The sequence below is a fragment of the Acidobacteriota bacterium genome (genome assembly GCA_016703965.1).
In the GTDB taxonomy this organism is placed as follows: domain Bacteria; phylum Acidobacteriota; class Blastocatellia; order Pyrinomonadales; family Pyrinomonadaceae; genus OLB17.
Window position 1 is genome coordinate 1998060 of record JADJBB010000021.1, and the last position, 16688, is coordinate 2014747.

At 52.3% G+C, this 16688-nt stretch carries 16 protein-coding genes; all 16 read right to left on the minus strand.

The genetic code is table 11. The annotated features are described in order from the left end of the window. Positions 1-86: 86 nt before the first annotated feature. The gene (locus tag IPG22_15920; GenBank protein ID MBK6589777.1) at positions 87-551 is read right to left on the minus strand and encodes a cyclic nucleotide-binding domain-containing protein; all 465 of its coding nucleotides are present in this window, start codon (positions 549-551) and stop codon (positions 87-89) included. Between the two features lie 99 nt (positions 552-650). Continuing rightward, positions 651-1370: a Crp/Fnr family transcriptional regulator gene (locus IPG22_15925; GenBank protein ID MBK6589778.1), complete on the minus strand. Its 720-nt coding sequence runs from the start codon at positions 1368-1370 to the stop codon at positions 651-653. A gap of 184 nt (positions 1371-1554) precedes the next feature. Then, positions 1555-1899, minus strand: coding sequence for a DUF5335 family protein (locus IPG22_15930; GenBank protein MBK6589779.1), 345 nt, complete (start codon positions 1897-1899; stop codon positions 1555-1557). Further along, a complete protein-coding gene (locus tag IPG22_15935; protein MBK6589780.1) occupies positions 1886-3841 on the minus strand; it encodes a CBS domain-containing protein in 1956 nt (651 codons plus the stop codon). The genes IPG22_15930 and IPG22_15935 overlap by 14 nt, the downstream gene beginning before the upstream one ends. Continuing rightward, positions 3831-5081, minus strand: coding sequence for a succinylglutamate desuccinylase/aspartoacylase family protein (locus IPG22_15940; protein MBK6589781.1), 1251 nt, complete (start codon positions 5079-5081; stop codon positions 3831-3833). Before IPG22_15940 ends, IPG22_15935 begins: the two co-directional genes overlap by 11 nt. A 330-nt stretch (positions 5082-5411) precedes the next feature. After that, positions 5412-6155, minus strand: a complete 744-nt coding sequence (locus tag IPG22_15945; GenBank protein MBK6589782.1) for an urease accessory protein UreH — start codon at positions 6153-6155, stop codon at positions 5412-5414. A gap of 11 nt (positions 6156-6166) precedes the next feature. Further along, complete coding sequence (gene hypE / locus IPG22_15950; protein ID MBK6589783.1) at positions 6167-7222, minus strand: hydrogenase expression/formation protein HypE; 1056 nt, start codon at positions 7220-7222, stop codon at positions 6167-6169. 10 nt (positions 7223-7232) lie between these two features. Next, a complete protein-coding gene (gene hypD / locus IPG22_15955) occupies positions 7233-8339 on the minus strand; it encodes a hydrogenase formation protein HypD (protein MBK6589784.1) in 1107 nt (368 codons plus the stop codon). Next, positions 8336-8590, minus strand: a complete 255-nt coding sequence (locus tag IPG22_15960; GenBank protein MBK6589785.1) for a HypC/HybG/HupF family hydrogenase formation chaperone — start codon at positions 8588-8590, stop codon at positions 8336-8338. The genes hypD and IPG22_15960 overlap by 4 nt, the downstream gene beginning before the upstream one ends. Further along, positions 8581-10920, minus strand: a complete 2340-nt coding sequence (gene hypF / locus IPG22_15965) for a carbamoyltransferase HypF (GenBank protein MBK6589786.1) — start codon at positions 10918-10920, stop codon at positions 8581-8583. Before hypF ends, IPG22_15960 begins: the two co-directional genes overlap by 10 nt. 27 nt (positions 10921-10947) lie before the next feature. After that, entirely contained in the window at positions 10948-11628 is a 681-nt protein-coding gene (gene hypB, locus IPG22_15970; protein MBK6589787.1) for a hydrogenase nickel incorporation protein HypB, read from the minus strand. Between the two features lies 1 nt (position 11629). Next, entirely contained in the window at positions 11630-11971 is a 342-nt protein-coding gene (locus IPG22_15975; GenBank protein ID MBK6589788.1) for a hydrogenase maturation nickel metallochaperone HypA, read from the minus strand. Positions 11972-11982: 11 nt separating this feature from the next. Continuing rightward, a complete protein-coding gene (locus IPG22_15980; GenBank protein ID MBK6589789.1) occupies positions 11983-12456 on the minus strand; it encodes a hydrogenase maturation protease in 474 nt (157 codons plus the stop codon). Then, positions 12440-13129, minus strand: coding sequence for a Ni/Fe-hydrogenase, b-type cytochrome subunit (cybH, locus tag IPG22_15985; protein MBK6589790.1), 690 nt, complete (start codon positions 13127-13129; stop codon positions 12440-12442). Before cybH ends, IPG22_15980 begins: the two co-directional genes overlap by 17 nt. 10 nt (positions 13130-13139) lie before the next feature. After that, on the minus strand, positions 13140-14858 hold the full coding sequence (locus tag IPG22_15990) for a nickel-dependent hydrogenase large subunit (GenBank protein MBK6589791.1): 1719 nt from the start codon (positions 14856-14858) through the stop codon (positions 13140-13142). Next, positions 14852-16003 (minus strand): hydrogenase small subunit, encoded by a 1152-nt coding sequence (locus IPG22_15995; GenBank protein ID MBK6589792.1) that lies wholly within the window; start codon positions 16001-16003, stop codon positions 14852-14854. Before IPG22_15995 ends, IPG22_15990 begins: the two co-directional genes overlap by 7 nt. Between the last annotated feature and the right edge of the window lie 685 nt (positions 16004-16688).

Genomic DNA, 16688 nt, shown 5'->3' on the forward strand with positions numbered 1-16688 from the left:
CAGGTTATCGAACATCGCACGCTCCTTATGTGCGCGATGTCACAATTTGAAAATAAACGTAAAAAAGAACCAAAAATATTGCTCAGTCAATGCGATCGTAATTTCTCGATTGCCTGACGGTACGAACGGCCAAGCTTCTCGGCTAGCCGATAGGAAACGCTAGGGTTTTCGCGGAGAAATTTAAAAAAATCAGACCGCCGTACAACGCAAAATGTACACTTTGTAACAGTTTTCATGCCCGTCTTGTGGGGCTTGTCAGATAATGCCTCGATCAGGCCATAGATGCGGGTTTTGCCGGCATTGGCCGTGTCGATCGCGAGATACTCTGAGAGGTCTGATATTTGAACCAGATGGCCCGTAAGATGCAGATATATTTTGTCTACCTTGTCTCCGAACGCATAGACAAGGGTATTCGCTCCCAGATCCTCTTCTTTCTGTATTTGCTTAAAGGCTGCTTGTGTTTCGAGAGATGCTCCGCTTAACAACTGTTCCGCTGTCAGCAGGCCGTCGATCGAAATGAGTATTCCTTCGTCCTGGAGCTGCATCAACATTCCTCCGGATGAGTGAATAGTCTTTATGAAGGGGACGTTCATCGAAAGGGCGTCTATCACACGCATGGGTGACGGATATCACATCTGAGGGGTTTCGCCTCAGGAATTTCCGATCGCTGCCCGCAGCCGGCGGCGGTCGTGAATAATAAGCTCTGAACCCTTGAGGGTCACCAGATCGCATTCGCGAAAATGTTTCAGGGCCCGGGTCACAGTTTCCCGCGACGCACCGATCATTTCGGCTATCTCTTCGTGTGTGAAGTAGTTCTTGATCTTTACTTTGCCGTCGCCGCCCGTTCCGTTACCGGTCCAGCCGAGAAAGAGTTTCGCAAGCTTATCCGCAGCCGAATCAGACAGGCCGAGCGAGCAAATTTGCTGATAAGCCGTGAGGTAGTTGCGGCCCAGTTGCTTAGCAGCATTCAGGCAGGCTTGAGGATTGGCCTTAAGAAATCGGAGAAGATCGGGCGTCGAAACAAAATTCACCTGGCAAAGCTCAAGGACTTCAGCTGTAGTCTCATGCTCAAGGCCGTTAAGAGCTGCACTAAGTCCGAGAACGTCTCCCGGTTCCGCGATCCCGAGGATCATTATCTTTCCGCCTCGCGAACAGGTTGAGAGCTTTACTCTGCCCTGGCAAAGTATGTACACGCCGTGCGTTGGCTGGCCTTCAATAAATAGATTTGCACCCTTCGGATAGGCCTTTGTTACTTTGATCGATTCAAAATTTTCAAGCTCTGGGGCGGGGAGACGGCAGAAGGACATTTCTTGCTGCAACTGGCAATTCTCGCACTTGTGTTGGATACGTAAATCGTTTGTGGTTTTCATATTCCTAAGTCATGCTGCTGAGTCTATTGCAAGCAGCTTCCGCCAGTAATATAGCAATTCATATTCCTTACACCAGCACCTTAAAAATGCTGCAAACAGTAGACTTATGCCTGATAGCGAAGAACATATTATGCAAACATCGCGACTTTTTGATCCGCGCCGCGAAGAATTTCACGGACACTACTTATCCGACCGCGCCGCCCACTTGAAAACGAAGAACCGCCGTTCGTCCTTCAGCGTCAGTAACGTCGAGGCCGTCTTCGTCGCCGGCTCGGCTGAAAACAAACTTCAGCCCGGTCGCGTCGCTGATCGTATGGTTAAATTCACCCAGTGAGATCTGTATCGTAGCACGATCTTGATGCGTGTCAATGTCGACCCCGCCTAACGGCAAACCGCTCTCTAGCCAGTAATCCATTACGTTTTCACCGTGGCGCTCGAAAACTGCAAGTCGGGTCGGCCGTCCGGCATTTTGTTCAGAAAAGAACTGCAGAAATTTTGTCCACTCATTGATCCTTTTAGGGTTTTTCATCTTGAGCACCTCTTTCGTCCGTCGAAATTACGGCCGATAATTTTTCTTCAAAAAGTTTTGCTGACACGGTCAGAAAATCGTAGGCCGTGACGAGACCGACCAATCGGTCATCCCTAAGAACGGGCAGGCAACCTATGTTGTTTTCGCGCATAAGTTCGAGTGCGTCGAGCGTGTGCGTTTCAGGAGTGACCGTGATCAGGTTGGTCTTCATTACGTCGCGGATAATGATCGGCCCGGTGGCCAGACATTTCCCGTTCGCCATCAACTCGATCAGGTCCCGATGCGAAACGATACCGATCAGTCGGCCGGCGTCATCCTCGACGGGAACGTGCCGCACGTGTTTCCAGTGCATCAAACTGGCCGCTAGGTCGATTATGTCGTCTGGCCGGACGGTGTAGAGGTCAACCGCCATAAACTGCTCTACGGTCTTATAATTGTCTATCCACTCTGAATCGGACGGGATATCCGCCAACTTCCATGTATGCATGGCTTCGCTGCTTTGTTCCTGATGTGCTTTCATCGCAGCTGTCAGCGTCCGCAGCCGGACGTTTGGTTTTGCTCGTTTATCCATCGCTTCGTAAGAATCGAGCATCCATTTGGCACCCGATTTTTCCTGCGTAACCCGCGTTTCGATAATGTCGAGCAATCGCTGACTATCAACATCATCAACGCCGGCACGGATCAGGCCTCTTCTTGCTCGCGGCAATAATTCTTCCAGGATTATCCGCCCGACACGCCTACTCTGGCCATCGAGCCCTTTTATTTGCCCATTTAGCCCATAACGCGCGGCATTGTAGAAATTGTTTCTCGCGTCGTCGAACGTCATAAGCTTACTGATGTCGCCGAACTCCTCGGGCAGCTCGGTCATCAGGCCTAAGAAAAAAGCAGAATTAGCCATCTCATCCGCGACGGTAGGGCCGGCTGGTAGAAACCTTGCTTCGATCCTCAAGCCTGGTTTGCCGTTGACAACGCCGTAGCACGGACGGTTCCAACGCCAGATCGTCCCGTTGTGGAGCCGCCAGGCCGACAGGCTGGGAATACCTCCGTCGGCCAGAACCTTTAATGAATTTTCTTCAACCGCCTGCGTCAGCAAAATGCGGAATCGGATCGCATCCTCGCGAAGCACTTCGAGGATCGAATTCTCGACCCACCGGTCGCCAAAATTGACCCGCGGCTTCTGGTTTCGCTGTTTATGGGTAAGCGAGCGCGTGTCGGTCGACTGTCTAAACACCGCAAGCCGTGTTTCATGCCAAAGCCGATGATTTAGAAGGAATGGTGAGTTTACCGCAGATGCAAGCACCGGGCCTGATATCGCCTGTGCCCAATTATAATAGCGAACGAATTCACTTATACCGACCTGCAAATGAACCTGAAAACTTGTGTTACAGAACTCAATATAGGTGTTCTGAAGTGTCAACTGCAGCTCGTCGAGGCCCTTGATATGGATCACGCGATTATCACCATGGAGTTGAGTAACGATCCGGTTGATCTCGTGATACCGCGGGTTGGGGGTGAGGTTTTCGATCGTCAGATCGGATTGCTGTATTGTCGGCAGGATACCAGCAAGGACGACGCCTCCACCGAACTTCGCGGCTGATCGCCTGACTATATCAAGGGTTTCGTTTAGTTCGTCCTCCATGAGCCGGAGGCAATTGCCGCCAAACTCGCGTGGGGTGAGATTAGCTTCGAGGTTAAATAGGCCGATCTCCGTTGTAAGCCGACCATCCTTAGCATCGTCGATGATCTTCATCGCGAGTGGTGCGGGGTGCATTGAAGAATCAACAAGAAACATCTCCTGTTCGGCGCCGATGCGGCGAACGTCTTCCTCAAACATCCCGCCATCGAGCATGAGCTCAATGGCTTGTAGGTCATTTAACACCCCGAGTGTAAACGCGCGCATTTGCGTATCGTCGTATTCGCTCGTTACTTTTTTATCTCCCATTTGTTTCGCCCTTCCATTTGAACGGGCCGCTCGTATCGTGTTTTCGGCGGCTCACTACCAACTTGTTTCCTTCCCAACGCCGGCGGCGAAATCCCAGAAGGTGAAATATTTGCAGTGGGAACAGGCGGGCAACGCCTGTGTCGACCAGCAAGGTCGACGGGTCGCCGGGCATTCGGCTCACGCCGGGAAGAATATGGATGATCCGCTGTATTCCTATCCGGCGAACAACACCTGAAAGCCAGAGCCAGAAGGGCGAGATCTGACGCCCAATAAAAAAGCCGTCCTCGCCAAGTTTCTGGTATAAGGGCATTAGTAGAAGCCCTGTTTCAAGAGCCGTAACCGGACCCGAACTATCATTCCCGAGGACGTCGCCTTTCCTTATCGGGTCGAAATTATTAAAGCCGGGCTTCATTTGAAATGTATTCTCGGGCACGATCGCGTGCCGGTGGCGAACCTCAAAGATCCGCGAATCATATTTTCCGGTGGAAAGCAGATCGCGATCGACATTCAGGCTCGGAAGCTTTTCCGCCTTCAGGATCCCGGAATTGACCAGCGCGAGACGGACCATCGCTTTATGGGTTTCTATAGTCTTGGTTGAATCGTGCTGTCCGCCTTCAAATCCGAGAGTGACGGCTCCGGCGTTGTTGAGATACTCAAGCATTGTGCCGTCGAGTTGTTCCTCAATACCGAGCAGGATGGTTACGGGGAACTTCTGAGCGAACTCGCGGTTTCGGAGTGTATCACCAACGGTCGCAAACGGCATTCCGTCCGCAGATGTCGAATGCAGGTCAAGAACAAAGACTTCGTCCATCGCGGTGATCAGGATCCCGTCAAGTTCTTGATCGAGCTCCGTGAGTTCGATACCTTCCGAGGTTTTTTGGAGCTCGGCCGACCCGACGATCGACATATTGTGCGGCGTCCAGTGCCGGTTCAGATCGCTGTCAATAAACCTAACTTTCTTTGAGATCGCTCGCGTATTCCCAGCCATAAAATACACTCGGCCATCTAAGGAATCCCGCAGGTCAGAAAGCTCGTCAACCAGTTCCAATAGTGCAGCTGCTCCTGCATATTCATTTCCATGAAGTCCTCCGACGACAACTAGGGTCGGACCGCTCCCTCTGCCGATAAAAGCCCCGATCAGATGCTCGCCTGCCGATATGTTCATGATCGAGTGAGCGCTGTTTACGGGCTGGCAGATGTCAGGAGCCTTTGTGCTTTCGCTTATATGAAGGGTATTCATCACTCAAGCGATAGGCAATTGGCGTTCCTGTTTGACCAGCACGGGAGGATCAGGAAAATGCAGTGAAAATCGGAGCGACACCAACGACTGAGGACTGAGGAATGCGGGAGTTTTTATGAAGTATCGCGGAAAACTTCGCGCTCGAAATGGAATTAAAATAGGCGGGCCAGGCCATAGCCCGGACACCGCCTATTATCAACAAGGGCTGCCGAGTGAACTCTCTTACCAGTAAAGCCCGGAGCGTGCTTGTTGATTGTCTCCAACAAATCAGCAATCGCTAAGAACTTCCACAAACACACAAACTGATTACCAGAGTTCGATCTTCGGAGCCTAGCGGGACATGAAAAGTTCCTGGGTAAAGCCAATGTCGAAGACCATGAAGATACCGAATCCGAGGCTAAAAAGCCCCGCACCGCCTCGTAAGAGCCATTCTGCCAGGCCAAGGCGTTTCGCCGTGAAATGGAACGGCAATCCGATCAGAGCACTCATAAGCATCATCCCGCCGATCGAACCAATTCCGAAAACAAGAATATAGATGGCCCCAACCACCGGGGAAGTGATGGTCGAAAGGATCAAAAGCATCAACGCCCCGCTTCCAGCGAGTCCATGGATCATCCCTACGATGAGCGGACGAGGACTGAGTTTTAGCCCGTGATGGCTTTGTGTTTCAAGAGGTTGAGAGCTCGAATGGACGTTTGCCGCGTCATGAGTGTGGGGATGGACATGAACGATCCCGCCGTGGCGGTGGACGTGCCAGTGGATCTGGCCGCCGCGGACTGCTTTTATTAATGCGTCCGATCCAAGGGCAATCAACATTAGGCCAACCCCGAATTCGAGGGCAAGAGCCATTCGTGGCCCGATCTCGAAATGAAGCACGATCACCAAGATTCCCGCGATCAACAAAGAAATGGTATGGCCTACGCCCCAAAGTCCGCCGACCAAGAAAGCGCTCCAAATGCTCTTGCGTTCGCTAACGATCGTCGAGACCGCTGCCAGATGATCGGGCTCTGTCGCGTGCTTAAGACCAAGAAGAAAGCTGAAGAGTAGGAGCGATGCGACTGAGAGAATGGCCATTTTTTTGCGATTTAACAAATTCGCGGAAGCTGCTCGCCGGAGAACATGTCGACGATCCTCGTTGCGCCGATCAAGCTCTTGACAGTAACCCCGCCGCTCTTATTAGCCGAGACCGAACCGATCTGCGCAGCGCTGGTATCGACAGAATGTGCGTTTATCACCGCGATTGCCAGGTCGGCCTCGCCGGCCGGTACAAACGCGATAAAACGGCCTTCGTTGGCGAGGTACATCGGATCAAATCCAAGTATCTCACAAGCTCCCTTTACATCCTCGCGAACATCGATCCTTTCTTCGATGATATTGATGTCAAATCCGGAGGCCTCGGCGATCTCGACAAGAGCGCTGGCCAGTCCGCCGCGTGTTAGATCCCGGAGGCAATGAACTTCAATACCGTGAGCAAAGAGATCCCCGACCGTCAACGCCAGAGGTGCACAGTCGCTTTCGATCACTGTTTCAAACTCGAGTCCTTCACGGGCTGCCATAATAGCGATCCCGTGACGGCCAAGGTCGCCGCTGAGGATTATTGCGTCACCGGGACGGACGCTGTTCGGCGAAATAGAAAGGCCATGTTCTATAATGCCTACACCGGCGGTATTTATGAATATCTCGTCGCCTTTTCCACGGTCAACCACCTTCGTGTCGCCCGTTACGAGGTCAACGCCGGCGGCATCCGCCGCGGCCTTCATCGACTGAACGATCCGCCATAGTTTTTCTGTTTCCATCCCTTCTTCGAGGATAAACCCCGCGCTCAGGTACAGAGGCCGTGCGCCGCACATCGCAAGATCGTTGACGGTGCCGGTGACTGAAAGGGAACCGATGTCACCGCCTGGGAAAAAGAGAGGTTTTACGACGTAAGAATCCGTCGTGAAAGCGAGCCGTGCATCACCCACGCCGAAAACGGCACCGTCGTGCCGAACATCCATCATTGGATTACGAAATGCGGGCACGAAAACCTTTTCGATGAGCTCGTGCATCAATATTCCGCCGCCGCCATGGGCCATCATTACTCGCGGATAGTTCGATATTGGCAAGGGGCAAACGGGGGCAAATGCTGCTTTTTGATTCATGTTTCACCTCTCACGCGGCCTGCTGCCGAGCTGCATGCCGGCGATAGCGGTAATAGGCGGCGCAGGCTCCCTCGTTCGAAACCATGGTCGCGCCGAACGGATGTTCCGGCGTACAGCGAGTACCAAAAGCCGGGCAATCGTGCGGTTTCTTGATCCCCTGAAGCACGAGCCCGCTAATGCATTCTGCGGGTTCTTCTGCTGTGTATGACGCGAGAGCAAATCGCTTCTCGGCGTCGAATTCAGCATATTCATCAGTTAGGCCGAGGCCGCTTTCAGGAATTTCGCCCACACCGCGCCACTTTCTGAGTACTACACGGAATACCTTTTCGATCAGATCCTTGGCAGGCAGGTTACCCTCACGCTGTACGTAACGAGCATATTGATTCTCCACCTCGCAGCGGCCTTCTTCGAGCTGCTTTATTGCCATATATATACCCTGAAGAATATCAACCGGCTCAAAGCCCGTGACGACGATCGGGACGTGGTATTTCTTCGCGATAGGTTCGTATTCGGTGTAACCCATTACGGTGCAAACGTGACCCGCTGCTAGGAACGCCTGAACGCGATTTTGAGGTGATGAAAGCACCGCTTCGATCGCTGGCGGGACGAGAACGTGTGAGACGAGTAGCGAAAAATTCCTAACACCGAGCTTTTTTGCCTGATAGACCGCCATGGCATTAGCCGGCGCCGTTGTTTCAAATCCGATGGCGAAGAATACGACCTCTTTTCGTGGATTATCGAGTGCGATCTTTAGCGCGTCGAGCGGGGAATATACGATTCTCACATCGCCGCCGTTCGCCTTGACCATCAACAGATCCTGTTCCGATCCCGGAACCCGAAGCATATCGCCGAACGAACAAAATATGGCCTTTGGTCCGGAGGCGATCATTATCGCTTTGTCGATCAATTCCAGCGGCGTGACGCATACCGGACAGCCGGGGCCGTGAACGAGCGTGATCTTATCGGGAAGGAGTTCGTCAATGCCGAATTTGACGATCGAATGCGTTTGCCCGCCGCACACTTCCATAAGTGTCCAGTCGCGGGTCGTGATACGTTCTATCGCTCTGCAAAACCGTGCCGCTTCCTCTGCTCCGCGATATTCATCAACATATTTCATGCGAAGCCCTCCGTCAGTTCACCGAGTTCATCCATATCTCTAAGGTATGTAAATACCTTTGTTGCTTCTTCTTCATCGACTATGGTCAGGGCAAAACCAACATGAACGAGAACGTAATTGCCGACTTTCGCCTCGGGAACATAGGCGAGGTTAACTTCTTTGACGATGCCGCCGAAATTGACCCTGCCGGTACGAAATGTCGGATCAAACCCGTCGATGCTTACCAATTTTCCCGGTACGGCTAGGCACATAGTGCTGTCCTCCTATCGTTGCTTGCTCTCGTTTTTTCAACCTGCCGCACATATCGAGCGGCAGCAATGGTCTGTCCGAGTGCTATACCGCCGTCGTTTGTCGGCACTCGCTGATGCCAGTACGGCCGGAAACCCTCTTCCCGCAGACGATCCACAGCACGCTCGAGCAGATATTTATTTTGAAAACACCCACCCGAGAGGGCAACGGCATTTTCTCCAACACGTTTCGCGACGCTAATGATCGTCTCGACCAGCATATTATGAAACCGTGCTGAGATCAGTGCCCGGCAGACGCCGGATTGTGTGTCAGCTATAATATCGGAGATCGCTCTGCCCCAATCGACGACGAGACAGCCGTCTTCGCCGGTGGTGAGACTGCAGTCGTAGCGTTCGTCCGGATGCAGTGCAGAGATAGCAAATTCAAGCTCCATCGCCGCCTGGCCTTCGAAACGAACCGTTTGCCGAAGACCAATTATTGACGAAACAGCGTCAAACAGGCGTCCGACACTCGACGTCATAGGTGAATTGATGTGTTTTACAAGCATGCTCTTTATCAGTGCAAGTTCTGAGGTGTCAAACGACTTAACCGGGTGCAGGTCGTCCATCGAAAAGACGTGATCGCCCAACTCTTCGAACAATATGCCGAGTGCTACGCGTCTTGGTTCGCGAACCGCTTTGTCGCCGCCAGGTAGTGGAAATGTCCTGAAATGGGCCGCTCGAGTGAATCCATCGGCATCGACGCGGAGAAATTCTCCGCCCCATATAGTTCCATCGCCACCATAACCGGTACCGTCCCAGGCGATTCCTAAAACCGAGCCTTCGAGATCATTTTCTGCCATGCACGATAGGATGTGCGCGTAATGATGCTGCACGGCGATCCTTGGTACCATTTGGCTGCGGGCATAGCGGGTCGAAAGATAATCAGGATGCTCATCACAAGCGATCAACTCGGGCGAAATGTCGTAAAGATCTTCGATGCTGTCGATGTCATTCCTGAAGGCGTCCATCGCCTGCGGCGTTTCGAGATCGCCAATATGCTGGCTGAGAAAAATCTGATAGCCCGATGAGGCGGCTACAGTGTTCTTTAAATGGGCCCCGACGGCGAGCGTTGGAGCGGATCGCTCGTTTACTGTGATCGGAAGCGGAGCGAATCCGCGTGACCGCCGGACGATTGATTGACGTCCGGCCATGATTCGAACAATTGAATCGTCCACATGGCGAACGATCGGGCGGTCGTGGACGAGGAATAGATCAGCGATGCCATGGAGACGTTTTACCGCTTCGTTTTCATCGATACAGATCGGTTCGTCGGATAGATTGCCGCTTGTGGCGACGACAGGGAAACCGAGCTCACGCATCAGTAAATGATGCATCGGCGTATAGGGCAGCATACAGCCGAGATAAGGATTACAAGGGGCCACAAGATTCGAGATCTCTTTGTGAAGGCCTTTTCGTTTTAGGATGACGATCGGTCTTTCTGGTGATTCGAGAGCTCGCCGTTCGAGATCAGAGACTTCGCACACGGTTTCAACTGAGGCAGTTGAAGGCATCATAAGCGCCAGTGGTTTTTCTTCACGATGTTTGCGTTTTCGAAGTAGCTTGATCGCATCGGAATTTGCGGCGTCAACCATCAGGTGGAATCCGCCGATGCCCTTGACCGCGACGATTCTGCCGTCTCGAATAGCTTTCGCCGCTGCAAGTAAAGCATCGTGGCTTACCGCGACAGATTTGCCGTGATCGTCCCAAAGCTTTAACTTTGGCCCGCAAGCCGGACATGCGTTCGGCTGAGCATGAAAGCGTCGATCAAGCGGATCACTATATTCAGCCTGACAATCCGGACACATGGTAAATTGTCGCATCGTCGTATTCGGACGATCGTAGGGAAGCGAGGTGATGATCGAATAGCGCGGTCCGCAGTTTGTGCAGTTTGTGAATGGATATAAATAACGTCGATCCAACGGGTCGAATATCTCTCGCAGGCAGTCGCGGCACGTCCCGATGTCGGGCATCACGACTGCCGTTTTCGAACCATTAGACTCGCTTTCGCGGATCTCAAATTTCAAGAAACCGATCGGATCCAGGAACGAACTTTCGAGGCTATGAATGAAAGACACGGGTGGCCGATCGCTTTCGATCCGAGATAAGAATGAATGTAAAAGGGTTGGCGAACCTTCAACCTCGATGTTTACGCCCTGCGCGGAGTTGTTAACCCAGCCGGTCAGGTCCAACCCTGTAGCCAACCGAAAAATAAATGGGCGAAACCCGACGCCCTGCACAGCTCCGCGTACATTGACGCGAAGTCGCTGAGATACGTCCTGGTGCTTTATCATTGGTGGTTTTGACGACATATTAATCGGCTAGTCAACACCGGCAGCGGCCGTAAGTGATAGCGGTTCGATCTTTTCTCTGAGCCATCTGACCCAGGTATCAACGCCTTCGCTGGTGCGGCACGAGACCGGAAAGATCGGAGCGGTCGGATTTACGTCCTCGACATTCTGCACGAGTTCCTCGATCGAAACGCCACTGTATGGCAGCAGGTCCATCTTGTTTAGCACGACAGCGTCGGCCTCATGGAACATCAGCGGATATTTCTTTGGCTTTTCAGCTCCCTCGACCGTGCTAAAAACCATCACTTTAAGATCCTCGCCGAGGTTGAATTCGGCGGGGCAGACGAGGTTGCCGACGTTTTCGATGATCAGCAGATTGAATTTCGTCACATCAAAACCGTGGAGTGAGTTGTGAACCATCTGAGCATCCAGGTGACATACCGAGCCCGTGGTTATCTGATATGCCGGTACGCCCAAAGCGGCAATTCTGTCCGCATCCAGCGTCGTAACCAGATCGCCCTCGATCACGCCGATACGATAGTCGTCCTTAAGCTGACGAATTGTGGCCTCAAGCAGGGAAGTCTTGCCCGCGCCGGGAGCGGACATCAGATTTATTACGTATAGTCCGTGGGTATCGAAAAACGCACGGTTTTCCGCCGCGGTCTCTTCGTTCCCTCCCATGATGTCTTCGCCTATCGGTATTTTGTGCATATCATTCTCCCTCGTCGAGATCGATGTAATCGACCGTCATATCGCGGCCCGCAATTATATTGAGTTCGCAGCCACATATTTGGCAGGAAAGTTTGAGGTCGCCTAGTCTGCATTCCACTTCTCCGCACTCGCCGCAAACAGCTTTGAGCTTTATGACCTCGATCTCGATCTCGGCATTTGAAGCAGGCGTATCTTTTTTCAACACTTCGAACGCAAAATCAAGCGAGTCTTTGACCGCACCGCTGAATTCGCCGATCGAAAGCTTGATCTTTCGTATCTTTGCAGCCCCGTGCTTGCTCGCCTCGCCAAATGCAATATCGAATACACTCTGTGCAATCGCCATTTCGTGCATATTCAGTGAGCCAGGAAAGCTTCGTCCAAAACCATTCGAGCGACTTGCGGCACAGCGGCCTCGAGTTCGGGTGAAAGTCCCATTTCCATGTCCTGTAGGTCAGAGATAGACACTGCAAAGAGCGTAACGTCAGGCACTTTGCCCATTAAATAAAATGCGTCGAGCAGGTCTTTGAGCCCGATGTCATGAGCGGTTAGCGTATTTGGATAATCGGTCGAGAATTTCGGCCTCAGCCTCCGCACGCTCCCAGCTTTCTGGCCGTCAATTGTCGCGTCGATCAGGATGACGCGTTTTGCATCCTGCATTGGTTCTAAGAGGAGAAAGCTGCCTACGCCGCCGTCCAATAATTCAGTGTCCGCCGGCAAGGCAGATTTCTCCAGGCTATTAATAACGTGGACGCCAATACCCTCGTCGCCCATCAGAATATTCCCGATCCCGAGGATCAGGGTCTTGGGTCGATTAACGGTTGAGTTCATCATCTTTTTCAAATTTCCATCCGCCGAGCATCGACGACATGTCGCCCCGGCCTTCGACGTAGTCGTGGTAAAAGACCAGGTATACATGAATAATCGAAAAGACCGCGAACGCCCACATGACCATGTGGTGCCACACTCTCACGTTAGCGTCGCCCCCCATTAACGGAATTATCCATACAAAAAGCTTGGGAATTAACGAATCGCTCATGCTCGCATAAAGTCCGAACCCTGAAATAACCTGGAAGAGAAATACTAGAAATAGGCCAACGTAGGTCAGGCTTGCAAGATAGTTGTGGCCGATCGAGATCTTCCCTTTGAGCTTGAGCTGCAGGATATCGATCCTGACCGTTTCCCACATATCGCGGAACTGCTCTTTATTTACCGGAAAAAAGCTCGACCAACGGGCGAACTGGTTCCCAACAAAGCCCCAGTAGAATCGAAAAAAGAAATTGAAAAACACGATATAGCCGGCCGCAAAATGCAAAAAGCGGGTCCAACCGAACCAGTACTGCATATATGCTTCGTTTGATCGCATCAAGACCTGTGGGTTACCGATGAGAAAACCGGTAACCATCAGAACGAGGATCGCGATCGCGTTGATCCAGTGAAAGATGCGTACGGGCAATTCCCAGACATAAACCCGGCGATAGGACATTGGTTGAGCTGTTGCCATGGTTCACCTCCTAATTCACCGTTACCTGATGGATATGTTTGCCATCAGGGTCATATAGATGCACCGCACACGCGAGGCAAGGGTCGAACGAATGGATCGTGCGGATTATCTCGAGAGGCTCACCCTCTTTTGCGACCGGCGTTCCGATCAGTGCTTCCTCATAGGCCGAGCGCTTGCCGTTCGTGTCACGCGGCGAGGCATTCCAGGTGCTTGGGACGACGAGCTGATAATTCTCGATCTTCTTGTCCTTGATCTTGATCCAATGAGCCAAAGCGCCGCGTGGAGCTTCCGTCAGGCCGACGCCTTCGCATTCGGCTTTCCACGACGAGGGATCCCATTTATCGCCGTTATGCGTATTCATCTCGCCCGATTTGAGATTGCCGATCAGTTCGTTGTAGAACTCCTGTATCCAGCGAGCCACCAGCCGTGTTTCCAATCCCCGAGCCGCAGTTCGGCCGAGGGTCGAGAATAAAGCCGCGACTGGCACTTCCAGCTTCTTGAGAGCTTCGTCAACGACCTCTTTGATCTCGGCATTCCCGCGAGCATAGCCAACCAGAAGACGTGCGAGCGGGCCGACTTCCATCGGGTTCTCACGCCATCTCGGTGTCTTAAGCCACGAGTATTTGCCCTCGACGTTGAGGTTCTCGTATGGCGGCTGCGGGCCGGTGAAATTGAATTCCGTTTCGCCCTTCCAGGGATGCAGGCCAACGCCGTCGCCGGCTTCGTACTTGTACCACGAATGCGAGATATATTCCTTGATCTCGTTCTCATCTTTTCCGTTGACTTCATAGACCTTTGTCAGGTCCCGGTTAAGGATGGCGCCACGTTGGAATTTGAACAGATCGGGATAGGCGTAACCTTTCGTCGGCAGGTCGCCGTAAGCCAGATAGTTTGGCAGGCCGCCGCCGACGGCTCCCCAGTCTTTATAGAAACTCGCGATCGCCATAAGGTCGGGAATGTACACTTTTTCGACAAATTCGACCGCTTCTTTGATGATCCGGGCGACCATGTTCAGCTTTTCGGTGTTGATCGCGTTAACCTCGTTCAGGTTGAACGAGCAAGGAACGCCGCCGACAAGGTAATTTGGGTGCGGGTTCTTGCCGCCAAAGATCGCGTGGATCTTGACGATCTCCTTCTGCCATTCAAGAGCTTCGAGGTAATGGGCGACGCCGATAAGGTTCACTTCTTTAGGTAGTTTGTAAGCTGGATGTCCCCAGTAACCGTTAGCAAATATCCCCAACTGGCCGCTGTCCACAAAGCTCTTGAGCCTCTTTTGCAGGTCTGAAAAATATCCCGGCGAAGTCTTTGGCCAATTCGACAGCGAACGAGCGATCTTCGATGTTTCCTCCGGGTCTGCTGACAATGCACTGACCACATCTACCCAATCCAAAGCATGGAGATGGTAGAAATGGACAACGTGGTCCTGAATGAACTGCGTGCAGAACATGATGTTTCGCACCAACTCCGCATTTTTGGGAACGCTTATCTCTATCGCGTCCTCGACCGCACGCACGCTCGCGAGTGCGTGAACAGTCGTACAAACGCCGCAAACACGCTCGACCATAGCCCATGCATCGCGCGGGTCGCGACCCTTGAGTATTTTTTCAATTCCACGGACCATCGTTCCGGCACTCCAGGCGTCGGTAACCTTGCCGCCCTCGACAATGGCCTCGATCCTGAGATGTCCTTCGATTCGCGTGACCGGATCTACAACTATTCTCGTCATGATGCGTCACCTCCATTTTTCGGCTCTTGGGTTGCTGCCGGGGCATCGGGCTTGTTCGGACTAACCGATTCCTCCATGTTCTCCTGACGAACCTTTCGTTTTCGGATCGATGATGTGATGCCGTGCAGGGCGACAGCTCCTACAGCAGCAACCGCTGCCGTGGCACCGATCGTGTCGGCCGTAGATTCGATCCCAAAGCCGGGGAATTTGCTCAGATGTTGGTAGAATGGTCCGTTATCCCAGAAATCCTTTTCGCTGCATCCGATGCATCCGTGGCCTGACTGTATTGGATAGCTGAGATTGCCATTCCATTTGGTTACCGAACATGCGTTGTATGTAACGGGTCCGCGGCAGCCCATTTTGTAAAGGCAATATCCTTTGCGCGCGGCGTCGTCATCCCATGATTCGACGAATAATCCGGCGTCGTAATGCGGCCGGCGATAACACGTATCGTGAACACGTCGTGAGTAAAACTCCTTCGGTCGGCCCTGCGAATCTAGCTCCGGAATCTTTCCAAACAGCAGCACATGAGTAACTACACCCGTCATTACTTCGGCGATCGGCGGGCAGCCCGGGACGTTGATGACTGGTTTATTGATCAATTTGTGGATCGGTGTAGCAGTGGTCGGGTTGGGTTTCGCCGCCTGAATGCAGCCGTGAGAAGCACAGCTTCCCCATGCTATGACGGCTGCGGCCCCTTCCGCTGCTTCTTTAAGAATGTCGAGGGCTGATCGACCGCCGATCGTGCAGTACGCACCATCAGCGCCCATCGGAACCGAACCTTCGACGAGCAAAATATATTTGCCTTTATTGTTTTTCATGGTGTCATCGCGGGCCTTTTCAGCCTGAAAGCCGGACGCAGCCATTAGAGTTTCTGTGTAGTCGAGCGAGAGTGTGTCGAAAATGACATCGGCAACGATCGGGTGAGACGAGCGGATAAATGACTCACTGCAGCAGGTGCACTCCTGAAAGTGCAGCCAGACAACCGGCGGACGTGCCTTCTTTTCGAATGCATCAACGACCTGGCCAAAGGCTGAAGCGTTTATTCCTGCACTCGCTACAGCCACCCCGCAGAAATACATGAATTCTCGACGGCTGTACCCCTTCGCTTTCATGGCACGCCAGACCGAGGGAACATTTTTGTCCATAAGACCTCCCTTTGAGGAGAGGCTTCTTGCGGAGATTATCCAGATTGCCGAGCTGCTAGTTAATAGATCCTATGTCAATCTTTGGGTACTCTTCGTATATTGCCTCTCTGAAAAGAACAATAAGCGTTCTGCAACGCCCTGTGATCTGAGTCGATCCCTACTTTTCGTGATTCTGAGAGCAGCCTAAGGTCATATTTGGCAAGTAGCGTTCCAGAACGTTATTTAAGCGATTTGTATATGTCTGGAATTTAATAGATGGCTTCAAGCCCTTCGGGTGCGTATAAACTCACGCTTATGCTCGGAGCGCGCGAACAATCTCACGGATGATCGGATCCTTGGGACATTCATTGGAAGGCAGGATTCAGTTATCAAATGATTGGCGATCAGCCATTTTGAGGTACGGCCAGAGCATATGCGGAGGGCTAGTGGAGAGCTTTTGCCGCCAATAACCTCTCGGTACAGTTCGTGCGTTGGGGTTCAGTATTGCTTCACAGATCCAATCGTTTTGGAAGGTTTGAAAATGTGCTGAACGCGCCACAAAGATGTCTGCCAGAGAGCGGTTAGGGACTTAGAGTTTCATTGCCGTCCTGGCGTTTGCTCTCAGGAGGTGTAAGTACCATGTTAAGGAATAAGTCCGGGCCAGGACTCAGTAGGGGCCGGCTAGTAATCTATTCGATAATTATCA

Excerpts from the sequence above, each read along its gene's own strand:
- IPG22_15920 (MBK6589777.1), bottom strand. The coding sequence starts at position 551 with ATGTTGATGCAGCTCCAGGACGAAGGAATACTCATTTCGATCGACGGC.
- IPG22_15925 (MBK6589778.1), bottom strand. The coding sequence starts at position 1,370 with ATGAAAACCACAAACGATTTACGTATCCAACACAAGTGCGAGAATTGC.
- IPG22_15930 (MBK6589779.1), bottom strand. The coding sequence starts at position 1,899 with ATGAAAAACCCTAAAAGGATCAATGAGTGGACAAAATTTCTGCAGTTC.
- IPG22_15935 (MBK6589780.1), bottom strand. The coding sequence starts at position 3,841 with ATGGGAGATAAAAAAGTAACGAGCGAATACGACGATACGCAAATGCGC.
- IPG22_15940 (MBK6589781.1), bottom strand. The coding sequence starts at position 5,081 with ATGAATACCCTTCATATAAGCGAAAGCACAAAGGCTCCTGACATCTGC.
- IPG22_15945 (MBK6589782.1), bottom strand. The coding sequence starts at position 6,155 with ATGGCCATTCTCTCAGTCGCATCGCTCCTACTCTTCAGCTTTCTTCTT.
- hypE (MBK6589783.1), bottom strand. The coding sequence starts at position 7,222 with ATGAATCAAAAAGCAGCATTTGCCCCCGTTTGCCCCTTGCCAATATCG.
- hypD (MBK6589784.1), bottom strand. The coding sequence starts at position 8,339 with ATGAAATATGTTGATGAATATCGCGGAGCAGAGGAAGCGGCACGGTTT.
- IPG22_15960 (MBK6589785.1), bottom strand. The coding sequence starts at position 8,590 with ATGTGCCTAGCCGTACCGGGAAAATTGGTAAGCATCGACGGGTTTGAT.
- hypF (MBK6589786.1), bottom strand. The coding sequence starts at position 10,920 with ATGATAAAGCACCAGGACGTATCTCAGCGACTTCGCGTCAATGTACGC.
- hypB (MBK6589787.1), bottom strand. The coding sequence starts at position 11,628 with ATGCACAAAATACCGATAGGCGAAGACATCATGGGAGGGAACGAAGAG.
- IPG22_15975 (MBK6589788.1), bottom strand. The coding sequence starts at position 11,971 with ATGGCGATTGCACAGAGTGTATTCGATATTGCATTTGGCGAGGCGAGC.
- IPG22_15980 (MBK6589789.1), bottom strand. The coding sequence starts at position 12,456 with ATGAACTCAACCGTTAATCGACCCAAGACCCTGATCCTCGGGATCGGG.
- cybH (MBK6589790.1), bottom strand. The coding sequence starts at position 13,129 with ATGGCAACAGCTCAACCAATGTCCTATCGCCGGGTTTATGTCTGGGAA.
- IPG22_15995 (MBK6589792.1), bottom strand. The coding sequence starts at position 16,003 with ATGGACAAAAATGTTCCCTCGGTCTGGCGTGCCATGAAAGCGAAGGGG.